Consider the following 13358-nt stretch of genomic DNA (forward strand, 5'->3'; position numbering starts at 1 on the left):
ACGAGAGACGAGAGACGAGAGACGAGAGACGAGAGACGAGAGACGAGAGACGAGAGACGAGAGACGAGAGACGAGAGACGAGAGACGAGAGACGAGAGACGAGAGACGAGAGACGAGAGACGAGAGACGAGAGACGGGAGACGGGAGACGAAAACCCAGGCACAAAAGCCCAACCCCCAAAGCCCCCCGATCACCCCGCCTCGATCATCTCCTTGATCGCCCGCGCATGCCCCGCTTCAGCCGCCAGCACATCGGCCGCAAACCCCTCGGCGGTCGCCAGGAGCGCCTCGCCGGGGACCAGCGCGTCGACCAGGCCCCAGCCCTCGGCCTCTTCCACCGGCAGCTCCTCCCCGGCCATCAGGAGGCGCTTGGCGCGCGCGGGCCCGACCAGCGCACGCAGCCGCCCGGGGTCCGAGGGCTGCGGCAGGAAGCCAAGCTTCATCACCGGGTAGAAAAGCCGCGCCCCGGGCACCGCGAGCCGGAAATCGCAGGCCAGCGCCATGCCCATGGCGCCGCCCGCGCAAGAGCCGTTCAGCGCCGCGATGCTGAGCCCCGGGAAAGCCGCCACCGCGGCCGAGAGCCGCTCCCAGAGCGGCGATGTGGCGAGCCCGGCGCGCGCCTCGGCGATGTCGGCGCCGGCGGAAAACACCTCGCCCGAGCCGGTCAGCACCAGCACCCGCGCGCCCCGGCCCGCCTCAAGATCGGTCCGCGCCGTCTCGACCGCGGCGCAGAGCGCCTCGAGCATGGTGCCGGTCAGCGCATTGGCCTTCTCGGGCCGGTCGAGGGTCAGGACCCGCAGCCCGCCCCGGTCCTCGGCGCGGATCACGTCAGGCCGATCCGCTGGCGGATGGCGGTGTCGCGCAGCGAGACCTCGCCGCCCTTGAAGTCGTCCGCCTCGGGCCCGCACATCCACAGCAGCGCCTCGGCCACCCAGTCGGGCGGGATGTGGTCGGACCAGTCGAGCTGGCTCACCGGGTTGATGCCCGAGGCCTTGATCTCGCGCTGCATCTCGGTCGCCACCGTTCCGGGCGAAAGCGACAGCGCCCGCACGCCGACCTCGGAGTTTTCCTTGTCGGCCATGCGGGTCAGCATCAACGCCCCGGCCTTGGAGGCGCAGTAATGCGACCAGGCCTCGACCGGGCCATGGGCGGCGCCCGAGCCGATGGTCAGCACCGTGCCGGTGCCCTGCTGGCGCATCACCGGCAGGGCCGCGCGCATGCCGTGGAAGACCCCCTTGAGGTTGATGTCGATGACATTGCCCCAGGCCTCGGGATCGGCCTCGGCCAGATGCGCGATGGGCTCGATCACCCCGGCGTTGTTCACCAGCACGTCGAGCCGCCCGAAGGTCCGCACCGTGGTCTCGACCGCCTGTTCGACCTCCCAGAAGCGCGAAATGTCGCAGGGAATGGCAATCGCTTCGGGGCCGATCTCGCCGGCGATCCGGGCGATGTGATCGGCGCCCCGGGCGGTCAGCGCGACCCGTGCCCCGGCCTTGGCAAAGCGCCGCGCGGCGGCCTCGCCGATGCCGCGGCTGGCGCCGGTGATCAATACGGTCTTGCCGGTCATGTCCATGTCGTGCCCTCCCGGGATTTCGGCTCGGGCCCAGCCGTATCGGGCGCATCCCCGACGGTCCAGCCTCTTGACCCCCGGGGGCACAGAAAGGAAGCTTGCGCGGCACGTTCTTGCTTGCTCCGGGAAGGATAGGTCCATGTCACTCAGTCGCCGCAATATTTCATCCCAGGCGCTTGCCCTGGCGCTGGTCCTGCCCGCCGCTCCGGCGCTGGCCGATGTGACCCCGACCCAGGTCTGGGAGGGCTTCCGCGATTACCTCGAAAGTTCGGGCTACAGCGTCACCGCCGATGTCACCGAAGCCGGCGGCACGCTCACCGCGGGCGGGCTCGAGGCCGTCATCACCTTCCCCGAGGACGAGGGCACGCTGACCTTCGCGGGTGGCGACATCCGCTTCGAGGACCTGGGCGACGGCACCGTGCGCGTGGCCTTCCCGGAAAGGATGCCGATCCGCATCACCGGCATGGAGGCGGAAGAGGAGGTCGCGGTCGACCTGGCCTATACCCACCGCGGGCTCGACATGGTGGTCTCGGGCGACGAGAGCGCGATGCTTTATGACTATTCCGCCGAGGCGCTGTCGATCGCGCTCGAGGAGCTGCGCGTCGACGGGGTGGCCATGCCGCCCGAGGTCGGCAGCGGCGGCTTCACCCTCGAGGGCGTCAGCGGCGACATGCGCATGGGCTCGGGCCCGCTCATGGAGCTGGCCCAGACGGTCAATGCCGAGAGCGCCAGCTACGAGATGGCGATCACTGATCCCGACACCGGCGAGAAGGTCGACCTGGCCGGGCGAATGCAGGATCTCTCGCTCACCGGCGAGGGCATGCTGCCCGAGCTCTCCGAGGGCATGACCGGCGCCGACATGATCGCAGAGGGCCTCGAGGTGGCGGGCAGCTTCGCCTATGCGGGCGGCGAGACCCGCATGTCCGGCGTCTCCGAGGGCGCGCCCTTCGAGTTCACCTCGGCCTCGGGCGGCGGCAACATCGAAGTGGCGCTGTCGGAAGAAGGGCTGGGCTACCAGTTCGGCGCCGACGCGCTGGAAATCTCGGTCACCTCGGCCGAGATGCCGCTGCCGATCTCGGCCACCGCCTCGGAGGCGCGTTTCGGCATCGCGATGCCGGTCACAGCCTCGGAAGAGCCGCAGGACGTCGACATGATGCTGCGTTTCGTGGGCTTCGAGGTCACCGAGATGCTCTGGTCGATCTTCGACCCGGCGGGCAACCTGCCGCGCGATCCGGCCTCGGTGGTGCTGGATGTGACCGGCAAGGTCACGCCCTACCTCAGCCTGCTCGACCCCGCCGCCATGGAAGAGGCCGAAAGCGCCGGCGAGGTGCCGGGCGAGCTGAACGCCGTGACCATCAACGAGCTGCGCGTCGAGGCGGTCGGGGCCGAGCTGACCGGCGAGGGCGCCTTCAGCTTCGACAACAGCGACCTGGAGACCTTCGGCGGCATGCCCGCGCCCTCGGGCGAGGCGGTGCTGCGGCTCTCGGGCGCCAATGCGCTGATCGACACGCTGGTCGAGATGGGCTTCGTCTCGGCCGAGGACGCCATGGGCGCGCGCATGATGCTGTCGATGTTCGCGGTGCCGGGCGAGGGGCCGGACAGCCTGACCTCGACGATCAGCGTGACCGAGGACGGGCAGGTCTCGGCCAACGGCCAGCGTATCCGGTAAGGGGAAGGCGCCGGCGGGGCCGTCCGCCGGTGCTTTCGTGCGCCGCTGCGCCTAGCGCGACGCCTTATGCCTGCGCATGTCGCTGCGCCTAGGGGGGCGCCTTTGCCTGCGGGCGTCGATGCCCTGAACGGGACACCAACCTCTCCGCGCCGCCCCGTCTAACGGGCGTTTGCGCCTCCGCCCCGCCCCGTCTAGCAGGGCGTTTGCCCCTCCGACCGGTCGCACCTAGCGCGACGCGGGCGCCTCCGCGTCCAGGCGCTTCTCGAAGAAGACGTCCGGATAGGGATCCTCGTTGAAACGCGGGATCTCGGTCCAGCCGGCGTTGCGATAAAGCGCCACCGCCTCGGGCAGGGCGCTGTTGGTGTCGAGCCGGAGCCGGGTCATGCCGAGCCGCCTGGCCTCGGCCTCGATCTCGGCCATCATCCGCCCCGCGAGCCCCAGCCCGCGCGCCGCCTCGGCGACCCAGAGCCGCTTGACCTCGCCGGTCTCCGATCCGTCGCCCTTGAGCCCGCCGCAGGCCACCGGCAGCCCGTCGCAATCGGCGACATAGAAGGCCCCGCGCGGCGCGCGCAGGCTGTCGGCCTCGGGGTCGGCGGAGAGCGAGACGTCGAAGCCGCCGGGGAAGCGCCGGGCCAGCTCTCCGAAATAGGCCTCGAGGCACCAGATCGCCTCGGCGTCGCGGGGATCGGCGCGGTGGATCTCGATTCGCTCGCGCCCCAGCGTCACGGCCACGAGGTCCATCGCCTCGAGCAGCTTCTCGTGACGCGGGTGCCGGGTCAGCGTCTCGGCGGCGTGCTGGTCGGAGAGCCGCTCGTATTCGGCGAACTCCGCCGCGCCCTCGGCGGTCAGCTCGGCCAGCCGCCGGCGCCCGTCGGCGGGATCCTGGGTCAGCCGCACCAACCCCTCGGCCTCGAGCTCGCGCAGAAGCCGGCTCAGAAGCCCGGAATCGAGATCGAGGTAGCTGCGGATCACCCCGAGGTCGCGGCGCCCGGTGCCTATGGCATTGAGCACCCGCGCGGGGCCAAGCGGCCGCCCGCGCCCGAGGAAACTGTGATCGAGCACCCGCGCCTCGGCGGTGACGGCGCGGTTGAAACGGCGGATGCGGGCAACAGGGTCCTGGGTCATTTCGCTGACTTTAGTCAGCTACCCGGCGCCGTCAATCCGCATCCGCGCCCCGGGGGCTCAGGTCGCGCGCAGGGCGGGCAGGCCCACGCCGGTCGCCTCGAAACCGCCGTCGGCGGCCAGCACCTGGCCGGTGATGTAAGAGGCCGCGGGCAGGCAGAGGAAGACGATGGCCTCGGCGATCTCGCGCTCGGTGCCGTAGCGGTTGAGCGGGATGGCGTCGTGATAGGCGTCGATGATCTCCTGGCTGTGCACCGCCATGGCCAGCTTGGTGCGCACCGGCCCGGGGCAGACGCAATTGGCGCGCACGCCGTGCTCGCCCAGCTCGGCGGCCTGCTGCTTGGTGAGCTGGATGATCCCCGCCTTCGAGGTGCCATAGGCGACCCGCAGGGTGGAGGCGCGCAGGCCCGAGATCGAGCCGATGTTCACGATGGCGCCGCGGCTTTCCTTGAGCGCGGGCGTCAGCGCCTGGCTGCAGAGGAAGGGCGCGTCAAGGTTGTTGGCCATGACCCGGCGCCAACGGGCGAAGTCGGTTTCTTCGATGGGGCCGAAATCCGCGACGCCGGCGTTGTTGACCAGCGCGTCGATCCGGCCTTCGGCCGAGAGCGCCTCGCGGGTCATGCGGTCGACGGCCTCGGGGTCGGAGACATCGGCCTCGATCGCGGTGACGCCGGTCAGCTCTTCCGCGGCGCGGGCAAGCTCCGGCCCGTCGCAATCGACCATGACCACGCGCCAGCCCTTTTCGAGAAACAGCGCGGTAGCAGAAAGCCCGATCCCCCGCGCCGCGCCGGTCACCAGCGCCACTGGTCTGTCGCTCATCTTGGTCCCCTCCCTCGTGATCCGGGCGGAGGCTAGGATGCGGCGGCGGGGAAGGCCAGACCCCCGCCAACCCCCGACCAACCCGCCCGAACACCCGCCATCAGCGCCCGGAGCCTGCGACGCGACGCCACGGCCTCGCTTGCACCTTGGCCATGCTGGTGTCACCTTGCGCCCAGCAACAGGCGCGAGGGCGGAATGCAGGATTACATGGGCGGCGTGGAGCTGGTCACCCCGGATGTGCCGGAAGCGGCCTGGTTCGAGGATGCCTCCGCCGCCGTCGACAGGCTGGTCGAGCTTTACGACCGCGCCACCGGCTTTCTCTGCGAGCGCTTCCAGGCCGCCATGGAAGAGGGCCACCCCGGGGTGCGCTACCGCGCCTTCTACCCCGAGGTCCGCATTCGCACGACAACCTTCGCCAAGGTCGACAGCCGGCTGTCCTTCGGCCATGTCTCGGCGCCCGGCGTGCATGCCACCAGCGTCACCCGGCCGGACCTCTTCCGCGCCTATCTCGAACAGCAGATCGGGCTGCTCCTGGAAAACCACGGCGTGCCGGTGCAGATCGGCCTTTCGGACACGCCGATGCCGGTGCATTTCGCCGTCGCCAACCGCGAGGGCGTCACCGTCCCGCAGGAGGGCGCCGCCGATTTCATCCTGCGCGACGTCTTCGACGTGCCGGATCTGACCACCACCAACGACGACATCGTCAACGGCACCGTGCCGCCGGCGCCGGACGGGACCGAGCCCCTGGCCCCCTTCACCGCGCAGCGGGTGGACTATTCGCTGGCGCGGCTCGCGCATTACACCGCGACCGACCCCGAGCACTTCCAGAACCACGTGCTGTTCACCAACTACCAGTTCTACGTGACCGAGTTCGAGGCCTATGCCCGCGCGGCGCTGGCCGATCCGTCCTCGGGCTACACGAGCTTCGTGGCCACCGGCAACGCCGAGATCACCGACCCCGAGGGCGTCCTGGCGGACAGCCCGAAGATGCCGCAGATGCCGACCTATCACCTGAAGCGGGCCAATGGCTCGGGCATCACGCTGGTCAACATCGGCATCGGCCCTTCGAACGCCAAGACCGCGACCGACCATATCGCCGTGCTGCGCCCGCACGCCTGGATCATGGTGGGCCATTGCGCGGGGCTGCGGAACTCGCAGTCGCTGGGCGATTTCGTGCTGGCCCATGCCTATCTGCGCGAGGATCGCGTGCTCGACGACGACCTCCCGGTCTGGGTGCCGATTCCGGCGCTGGCGGAAATCCAGACCTCTCTGGAAGAGGCCGTGGCCGTCGAAACCGAGCTCAAGGGCTACGATCTGAAGCGGATCATGCGCACCGGGACGGTGGCGAGCGTGGATAATCGCAACTGGGAGTTGCGCGACAAGGCGGGCCCGGTGCAGCGACTCTCGCAGTCCCGCGCGATCGCGCTCGACATGGAAAGCGCGACCATCGCGGCCAATGGATTCCGCTTCCGCGTGCCCTATGGAACGCTGCTCTGCGTTTCGGATAAACCCTTGCACGGAGAGCTAAAATTGCCGGGGATGGCCTCGGATTTCTACAAGACCCAGGTGGCCCGTCACCTGCGCATCGGGATCCGCGCCATGGAGGTGCTGCGCGAGATGCCTCTGGCCCGGATTCACAGCCGAAAGTTGCGCAGCTTCGAGGAAACCGCTTTCCTTTGACGGGGGGGGAGGCGTAAAAAGTGCTTGTTTTACTGGGTAAAACGACCGCTAATTGTTGTGTTTGAACCCTAGATAATGTTCACTTAAACGAAGATACCCCAAAAGTGGGACTGTGAAGGAGACAGGAATGGCCAAGCCGATGACCAAGAGCCAGCTCGTGACCGCGCTGGCAGACGAAATGGGCAGCGACAAGAAAACCGCGTCGGGTGCTCTGGACTCCCTCGTCGCGATCATCACGCGCGAAGTCTCCGGCGGCGGCGCCGTGACGCTGCCGGGCGTCGGCAAGATCTACTGCCGCGAGCGCCCCGAGCGCATGGTGCGCAACCCCGCCACCGGCGAGCAGTTCAAGAAGGACGCCGACAAGCAGGTCAAGATGACCATTGCGAAGGCGCTCAAGGACAGCGTGAACGACTGATCCGCGGCACGCGCCCTCCACAGGGGCGCGACGCAAGGACTTTGGAGAAATGGGCCGCATCCCCGGATGCGGCCCATTTCTTTTGCCGCGCGGGCGGGCGCGGGCGTGGAAAGTCTGTTTCGATTTCGGAGACGATGGGGCGGGGTGCGGCGCGCCTCTGGGCGGCCTTTCGCGTGCCAGGCGAGCGCGGGACGCGGGCGTCATGGCCCTCCGAAGCGCGGCTGAAAGCGGTCGGGCAGGGGCCTCGTTGGGGCTGGGCGCGCGCCGATAACAAGCACGAGAAAACCCGCGTTTCGCGCCCAATTCAGCTTCCCTGACGCCCCGCAACCACCCCCGAAACCCGCTCCACGCAGTCACCCCCGGAACACTTTTCGCGCGAATGTGTTGGACCTTATACACCAAGAACCGCCGGGCCGCCTGGCGCGGGCCGGAGCCTTCGACCTCCGCACAGGGAGCTTGCCGTGGAAGAACTCGCCCGCCGTTTCGGCCTTCGAACCGACCCCGTCATTTTCTTTTATTCGGCGATCTGCATGGTCGTCTTCGCGCTGGTGCTGATCGCCGCGCCCGAGACCATCGGCGATGCCTTCGCCTCGGCGCGGGCTTGGATCGTCACGCATCTCGGCTGGTTCTTCATCCTCGGCGTGAACGTCTGGCTGGGCTTCCTGATCTGGGTCTCCTCGAGCCGCTTCGGCCATATCCGCCTTGGCGGCCGCACGGCGCGGCCCGCCTATAGCAACGTCTCCTGGTTCACCATGCTCTTCGCCGGCGGCATCGGCACGGTTCTGATGTTCTGGGGCGTGGCCGAGCCGATGAGCCATTTCGCCAATCCGCCGCTGCCGGGCGTCGAGCCCAATTCCGTCGAGGCGGCGCAGGATGCGATATCCATCGCGCTCTACCACCTGGGCCTGCACACCTGGACGATCTTCACCCTGCCGGGGCTGGCCTTTGCCTATTTCATCTACCGCTACGACCTGCCGGTGCGGGTGAGCTCGGTCTTCTACCCGCTCCTGCGCGAGGGCATCCACGGGCCGGTGGGCAAGACCATCGACGTGGTGGCCATCCTCGGCACGCTCTTCGGCGTCGCGGTCTCGCTGGGCCTCGGCTCGAGCCAGGTCGCCGCGGGCCTGAACGAGCTCATGGGCACCGGCGACGGGCCGGTGGTGCAGATCATCGTGATCGCGGTGCTGACCGGCGTGGCGGTCCTGTCGATCGTCGCGGGCCTCGACAGCGGGGTGAAGTTCCTCTCCAACGTCAACATCGGCATGGCGGTCCTGCTGATGATCTTCGTGCTCCTGGCGGGCTCGACGCTCTTCCTCTTGCGCGGGATCGTCGAGACGGCGGGGCTCTACCTGTCGAACCTGCCGCGGCTGGCCTTCTGGAACGACATGCTGGCCGACCAGAACCCCGCGACCGACGCCTGGGGCTGGCAGGGCAGCTGGACGGTCTTCTACTGGGCGTGGACGGTGACTTGGTCGCCCTTCATGGGGCTGTTCGTGGCGCGTATCTCCTACGGCCGCACGATCCGGGAGTTCGTCATGGGCGTGCTGCTCGCGCCCTCGCTCTTCACGCTGATCTGGTTCGCGATCTTCGGCTGGCAGGCCATGGGCTTCGACGGCATCGGCCCGGAGGCCCGGGCGGCGCTGGGCGACCAGGCGGGCGCGCTGAGCGCGGCGGTCTCGGAGTCGATCCCGCTGGCGATGTTCGCTTTCTTCGAGAACTTCCCCTTCACCACCTTCCTGCAGGGCTTCGGGGTGATCATCGTGGCGATCTTCTTCGCCACCTCCTCGGATTCGGCCTCGCTGGTGGTGGACATGCTCTGCACCGGCAAGGCCGAGGCCGGCCCGGTGCAGCAGCGCCTGTTCTGGGGCATCGCCGAGGGCACCATCGCGATCCTGCTGATCGTTCTGGCGGGGCAGGCGGGCCTGACCGCGCTGCAGCAGGTGATCACCGTGGTCGGCCTGCCGGTCTTCTGCCTGATCTTCATGATGATCCCGGCGCTGATCCTGGGGCTCATGGCCGAGGACATCGACTACATCACCGTCGGTCCGCGCCCGCAGCCCTCGGATCTGCACGCCGAAGAGGACGCGGTGTCGAGCTACGACACCCCGCGCCCCGCCCGCGCCCAGGCGAACCCCGCGGAATAGGGGGCGCTTGAGGCGACGGCAGACGCCGGTCCGCTTGGGAGGAGGCGGGCCGGCGTTTTTTGTTTTGGGGGCTGGGCTTGGTCGCTGGGGCAGGGCAGGGGCGTCGAGGTCGAGGTCGAGGTCGAGGTCGAGGTCGAGGTCGAGGTCGTGGTGCGGGTCGAAGTCTAGCGAGAGACGAGCGCCGGTCCTGCCGGATGGTCAGCGCGCGCCACAGGACCAAGCGGGCCGTGTTGCGCTGCCTCCGAAGGGCCGCATCTCCGCAGCTTTTCTCCGGCAAGCGCCACCAGTCTGGCCCGCTGCGCGGCACCAGACGCCCCGCGCCTCACCCCGCCCGGAAGCTCTCCAGCCGCGCGATCTGGCGGCCCTCGGCGTCGAAGTTCTTCGGCGCGAGCCAGCCCTCGAAGGCCGCGCGCAGGGCGGGCCATTCGTTGTCGAGCACCGAGAACCAGGCGGTGTCGCGGTTGCGGCCCTTGACCACCGTCGCCTGCCGATGCGTGCCCTCGTAGGTGAACCCCAGTCGCGCCGCCGCCGCCCGCGAGGGCGCGTTCAGCGCGTCGCATTTCCACTCGTAGCGGCGGTAACCCAGCTCGTCGAAGGCGCGGGCCATCATCAGATACATCGCCTCGGTCGACATGACCGTGCGCTGGAGGCGCGGCGAGAAACTGATCCAGCCGACCTCGAGGCTGGCGGCCTCGGGGTTGATGCGCAGGTAACTGCAGGTGCCGACCGCCCGGCCCTCCGCGTCGAGGACGCTGTGGTAAAGCGGATCGGCGCTCTTTGCCATGGCCTCCAGCCGGGCGCGCATCTCGCCCAGGTCGCGGGGCTTCTCCTGCGGCAGATAGGTCCAGTTCCGCCCGTCCTCCTCGGCATAGGCGGCGAAAAGCGCCTCGGCATCCTCGGGCCGGGCCGGCCGCAGGCTGCAGGACCGCCCCGCCATGGGCGCCGAGGGCGGCCGGGGGCGGGGCAGCTCTGTCACAACCGGGGCTCCGACGGGAAGGCCGAAGCGGTCGCTCTGGCTCATGCGAAGACGCGGGTCAGCGCGCCGTCGACGCTGTCGATGATCTCGTCGATGTCGGACTTCGTGGCGATCAGCGCGGGCGAGAAGCACAGCGTGTTGTTCTTGCCCGGCACCGAGCGGTTGGTCGCGCCGATGATCACGCCCTGCGCCATGCAGTCGGCGACGACGGCCTTCACGCGGGCCTCCTCGACCGGGTCCTTGCTGTCGCGGTCGGCGACCAGCTCGGCGCCGAGGAACAGCCCCTTGCCGCGCACGTCGCCGATGACCCGGTGCTTGTCCTGCAGCTCGCCCAGCCGGTCGAGCATATAGGCGCCCATCTCGGTGGTGTTCGACAGCAGGTCCTCGTCCTCGATGATGCGCATATTCTCCATCGCCGCGGCGGGGCCCGCGGTGCAGCCGCCGAAGGTGGAGATGTCGCGGAAGTAGTCCATCGGGTCCGTTTCGTCGGACTTGAAGAGGTCGAAGACCGCCTCGCTGGTCACCAGGCAGGCGATGGCGGCGTAGCCCGAGGCCACGCCCTTGGCCATGGTCACCATGTCCGGCTCGATGCCGTAGTGCTGGTAGCCGAACCAGGTGCCGGTGCGTCCGATGCCGCAGACCACCTCGTCGATGTGCAGGAGGATGTCATACTTGCGGCAGATCTCCTGCACGCGCGGCCAGTAGCCCTCGGGGGGCGCGATGACGCCGCCGCCCGCGGTCACCGGCTCGAGACAGAGCGCGCCCACGGTGTCGGGGCCTTCCTCGAGGATCACCCGCTCGATCTGGTCGGCGGCCCATTCGCCGTAGTTCTCGACCGGGGCGCCTTCCTGTTCGTGGCGGCGGTATTCCAGGCAATGCGGCACCCGCACGAAGCCCGGCGCGAAGGGGCCGTACTGGGCGTTGCGCTCGTCCTGGCCGCCGGCGGAGAGGCAGCCGAGCGTGGTGCCATGGTAGTCGCGGTCACGGTAGAGGATCTTGTGCTTCTTGCCGCCGTAGCGCTTGTGGGCGATCTGGCGGACCATCTTGAAGGCCTTCTCGTTGGCCTCCGAGCCGGAGTTGCAGTAGTAGACCCGGCTCAGACCCGGCATCTTGCCGATCAGCCGCTCGGCGAAGAGCGCGCCGGGCACAGAGCCCGAGGCCCCGGCGAAATAGTTCATCTTCACGAGCTGCTCGTAGACCGCGCGGGCGATCTCTTCGCGGCCGTAGCCCACGTTCACCGTCCAGACCGCGCCCGAGACCGCGTCGAGGTGCTCCTTGCCGGCCTGGTTCCAGACCCTGAGGCCCTTGCCCTCGATGATGATGTTGGGGTCGCTCTTCTCCCAGGGTTTGTGCTGGCTCAGGTGATGCCAGACATGCGCCTTGTCGGCGGTGACGATGTGGCTGAGGTCGTTGGCGCTGAGCGTGCCGTCCATGAGAGCCTCCGGGGTCCGGGCAAAATTTGATCAATTGATCAAACCTTACCCATGCGCGCGAGTCGCGCAAGGCCGCTCAGGCGGTGACCCGGATGAAGGTGCCCATGCCGCCGGCATGATGCCCCAGCATGTGGCAGTGAAACAGCCAGTCGCCGGGGTTGTGGGCGGCAAAGGCGATCTCGGTGGTCTCGTCGGGCGCCATGAGCAGCGTGTCCCGCAGGGGGCCGAGCGTGCCGTCGGGCCGCACCTGGGCGAAATGCATCCCGTGCAGATGCATGGCGTGCCGGAAGGCGGTGTCATTGGCGAGCCCGAGCCGCACGCTGGCGCCGCGCGGCACCTCGACGAGCGGCAGGATGTCCCGCCCGGCCTGGCCGTTCAGCGCCCAGACGAGCCCCCGGTCGGTCAGCTCGCGGCCGGTCAGCACCTCGCCCTGGTGGATCGCCTCGCCCAGCGGGCGCATGGCCCCGCCGGACATCAACACCCGCTGCGGCACCGCCCCGGCAAGGTCGATCGGGAACTCGGGGTTGGGCGGCAGGGGCGCGGGCTCGGGCCGCCGCGCGCCGGCGCCCGGGGCCACGCCGAAGACCGCCTGCGCGTAGCCGCCGTTCCGTTCGAGGTGCAGAAGGAAGGCCTCGTCCTCGGCGGTGGTCACATCGACGATCAGGTCGATGCGCTGCCCCGGTGCCAGGACCATCGGCCCGGTCAGCGCCTGGGGTGCCGCAAGCGGCATCCCGTCGAGCGCCATGACCCAGCCCGAGAGGCCGTAGAGCCCCAGCTCGAAGATCCGCGCGTTGGCGGCATTGACCAGCCGCAGGCGCAGCCGGTCGTTGCGGCGCACCTCGTAGCGCGGCTCGGGCGCGCCATTGGTCAGGACCACGTTGCCGATCCGCCCGGCATGGGCGCGGTCGTGCAGGTTGTCGAAATCCCCCGCAAGCTGCGCGCCGCGCGCCATGCGGATGTCGTCGAGGACCAGCGTCAGGTCGCGGTCGACCTCGGGGGCCTCGGCCTCCTCGACGATCAGCGCGCCGTAAAGCCCGCGCTCGACCTGTTCCACGCTCTGGGCGTGGGAGTGATACCAATAGGTGCCCGCGTCGGGCAGGTCGAAGGCATAGTCGAACTCTTCGCCGGGCAGGATCGGCGCCTGGGTCACGCCGGGCACCCCGTCCATGGCGTTGTCGAGCCGGAGCCCGTGCCAATGCACCGCCGTCGGCGCCTCGAGCCGGTTCTCCACCCGGCAGGCCAGCCGCCCGCCCTGGGCAAAGCGCAGCTCGGGGCCGGGGAAGCTGCCGTTGAAGGTCCAGAGATCGGTCTCGGGCAGGCCCTCGGGCGCGATCCGGTGGCGCGAGGGTCCGGCGGCGAGAATCGCGGGGCCCGCCTCCGCTCCGGCGCGCGCGGGCAAGCCCAGCAGGGCCGTCGAAGCGGTCAGGCTGTGCAGGAAACGGCGGCGCGAGAGCATGGGGGACCTCCTTGGCGCGCAAACGCTACATGAGGCCGAGGGCCAAGGGAAAGGCACAAAGCGCCACGGGGGCGG

General features: G+C 69.3%; 11 protein-coding genes. 4 read left to right on the forward strand and 7 right to left on the reverse strand.

What is annotated here, in order from left to right; all coding sequences use genetic code 11:
• Positions 1–190 precede the first annotated feature (190 nt).
• Both ACX938_RS14855 and ACX938_RS14860 read right to left on the reverse strand, forming a co-directional pair.
• On the reverse strand, positions 191–826 hold the full coding sequence (locus tag ACX938_RS14855) for an enoyl-CoA hydratase/isomerase family protein (RefSeq protein ID WP_459431646.1): 636 nt from the start codon (positions 824–826) through the stop codon (positions 191–193).
• Positions 823–1572 carry an SDR family oxidoreductase gene (locus ACX938_RS14860; protein WP_232755333.1) on the reverse strand — a complete coding sequence of 250 codons (750 nt, stop codon included), beginning with the start codon at positions 1570–1572 and terminating at the stop codon, positions 823–825. The genes ACX938_RS14855 and ACX938_RS14860 overlap by 4 nt, the downstream gene beginning before the upstream one ends.
• Before the next feature lie 136 nt (positions 1573–1708).
• Here ACX938_RS14860 and ACX938_RS14865 point away from each other — a divergent pair, with 136 nt between their 5' ends.
• Positions 1709–3238, forward strand: a complete 1530-nt coding sequence (locus tag ACX938_RS14865) for a DUF2125 domain-containing protein (protein WP_459431647.1) — start codon at positions 1709–1711, stop codon at positions 3236–3238.
• 225 nt (positions 3239–3463) lie between these two features.
• On the opposite strand, the gene ACX938_RS14870 is transcribed toward ACX938_RS14865, so the two are convergent.
• A complete protein-coding gene (locus tag ACX938_RS14870; RefSeq protein WP_459431648.1) occupies positions 3464–4363 on the reverse strand; it encodes a GNAT family N-acetyltransferase in 900 nt (299 codons plus the stop codon).
• 57 nt (positions 4364–4420) lie between these two features.
• Positions 4421–5179 carry an SDR family NAD(P)-dependent oxidoreductase gene (locus ACX938_RS14875; protein ID WP_459431649.1) on the reverse strand — a complete coding sequence of 253 codons (759 nt, stop codon included), beginning with the start codon at positions 5177–5179 and terminating at the stop codon, positions 4421–4423.
• Positions 5180–5374: 195 nt separating this feature from the next.
• Between ACX938_RS14875 and ACX938_RS14880 the strand changes: the two genes are divergently transcribed.
• The 3 genes from ACX938_RS14880 (at position 5375) to ACX938_RS14890 (ending at position 9418) form a co-directional block, all read left to right on the forward strand.
• Positions 5375–6859: an AMP nucleosidase gene (locus tag ACX938_RS14880; RefSeq protein WP_232755329.1), complete on the forward strand. Its 1485-nt coding sequence runs from the start codon at positions 5375–5377 to the stop codon at positions 6857–6859.
• A gap of 127 nt (positions 6860–6986) precedes the next feature.
• Entirely contained in the window at positions 6987–7274 is a 288-nt protein-coding gene (locus ACX938_RS14885) for an HU family DNA-binding protein (RefSeq protein WP_232755328.1), read from the forward strand.
• Positions 7275–7735: 461 nt separating this feature from the next.
• Complete coding sequence (locus tag ACX938_RS14890; protein WP_459431650.1) at positions 7736–9418, forward strand: BCCT family transporter; 1683 nt, start codon at positions 7736–7738, stop codon at positions 9416–9418.
• 322 nt (positions 9419–9740) lie between these two features.
• Here ACX938_RS14890 and ACX938_RS14895 read toward each other — a convergent pair whose 3' ends face one another.
• From ACX938_RS14895 to ACX938_RS14905, 3 genes are all read right to left on the reverse strand, one after another.
• On the reverse strand, positions 9741–10394 hold the full coding sequence (locus ACX938_RS14895) for a GNAT family N-acetyltransferase (protein ID WP_459431651.1): 654 nt from the start codon (positions 10392–10394) through the stop codon (positions 9741–9743).
• Positions 10395–10435: 41 nt separating this feature from the next.
• A complete protein-coding gene (locus ACX938_RS14900; RefSeq protein WP_459431652.1) occupies positions 10436–11827 on the reverse strand; it encodes an aminotransferase family protein in 1392 nt (463 codons plus the stop codon).
• A 76-nt stretch (positions 11828–11903) separates the two neighbouring features.
• The gene (locus tag ACX938_RS14905; protein ID WP_459431653.1) at positions 11904–13283 is read right to left on the reverse strand and encodes a multicopper oxidase family protein; all 1380 of its coding nucleotides are present in this window, start codon (positions 13281–13283) and stop codon (positions 11904–11906) included.
• Positions 13284–13358: the final 75 nt, after the last annotated feature.

The organism is Roseivivax sp., assembly GCF_054552075.1.

Excerpts from the sequence above, each read along its gene's own strand:
- ACX938_RS14875 (WP_459431649.1), bottom strand. The coding sequence starts at position 5,179 with ATGAGCGACAGACCAGTGGCGCTGGTGACCGGCGCGGCGCGGGGGATC.
- ACX938_RS14860 (WP_232755333.1), bottom strand. The coding sequence starts at position 1,572 with ATGGACATGACCGGCAAGACCGTATTGATCACCGGCGCCAGCCGCGGC.
- ACX938_RS14885 (WP_232755328.1), top strand. The coding sequence starts at position 6,987 with ATGGCCAAGCCGATGACCAAGAGCCAGCTCGTGACCGCGCTGGCAGAC.
- ACX938_RS14900 (WP_459431652.1), bottom strand. The coding sequence starts at position 11,827 with ATGGACGGCACGCTCAGCGCCAACGACCTCAGCCACATCGTCACCGCC.
- ACX938_RS14870 (WP_459431648.1), bottom strand. The coding sequence starts at position 4,363 with ATGACCCAGGACCCTGTTGCCCGCATCCGCCGTTTCAACCGCGCCGTC.
- ACX938_RS14905 (WP_459431653.1), bottom strand. The coding sequence starts at position 13,283 with ATGCTCTCGCGCCGCCGTTTCCTGCACAGCCTGACCGCTTCGACGGCC.
- ACX938_RS14865 (WP_459431647.1), top strand. The coding sequence starts at position 1,709 with ATGTCACTCAGTCGCCGCAATATTTCATCCCAGGCGCTTGCCCTGGCG.
- ACX938_RS14880 (WP_232755329.1), top strand. The coding sequence starts at position 5,375 with ATGCAGGATTACATGGGCGGCGTGGAGCTGGTCACCCCGGATGTGCCG.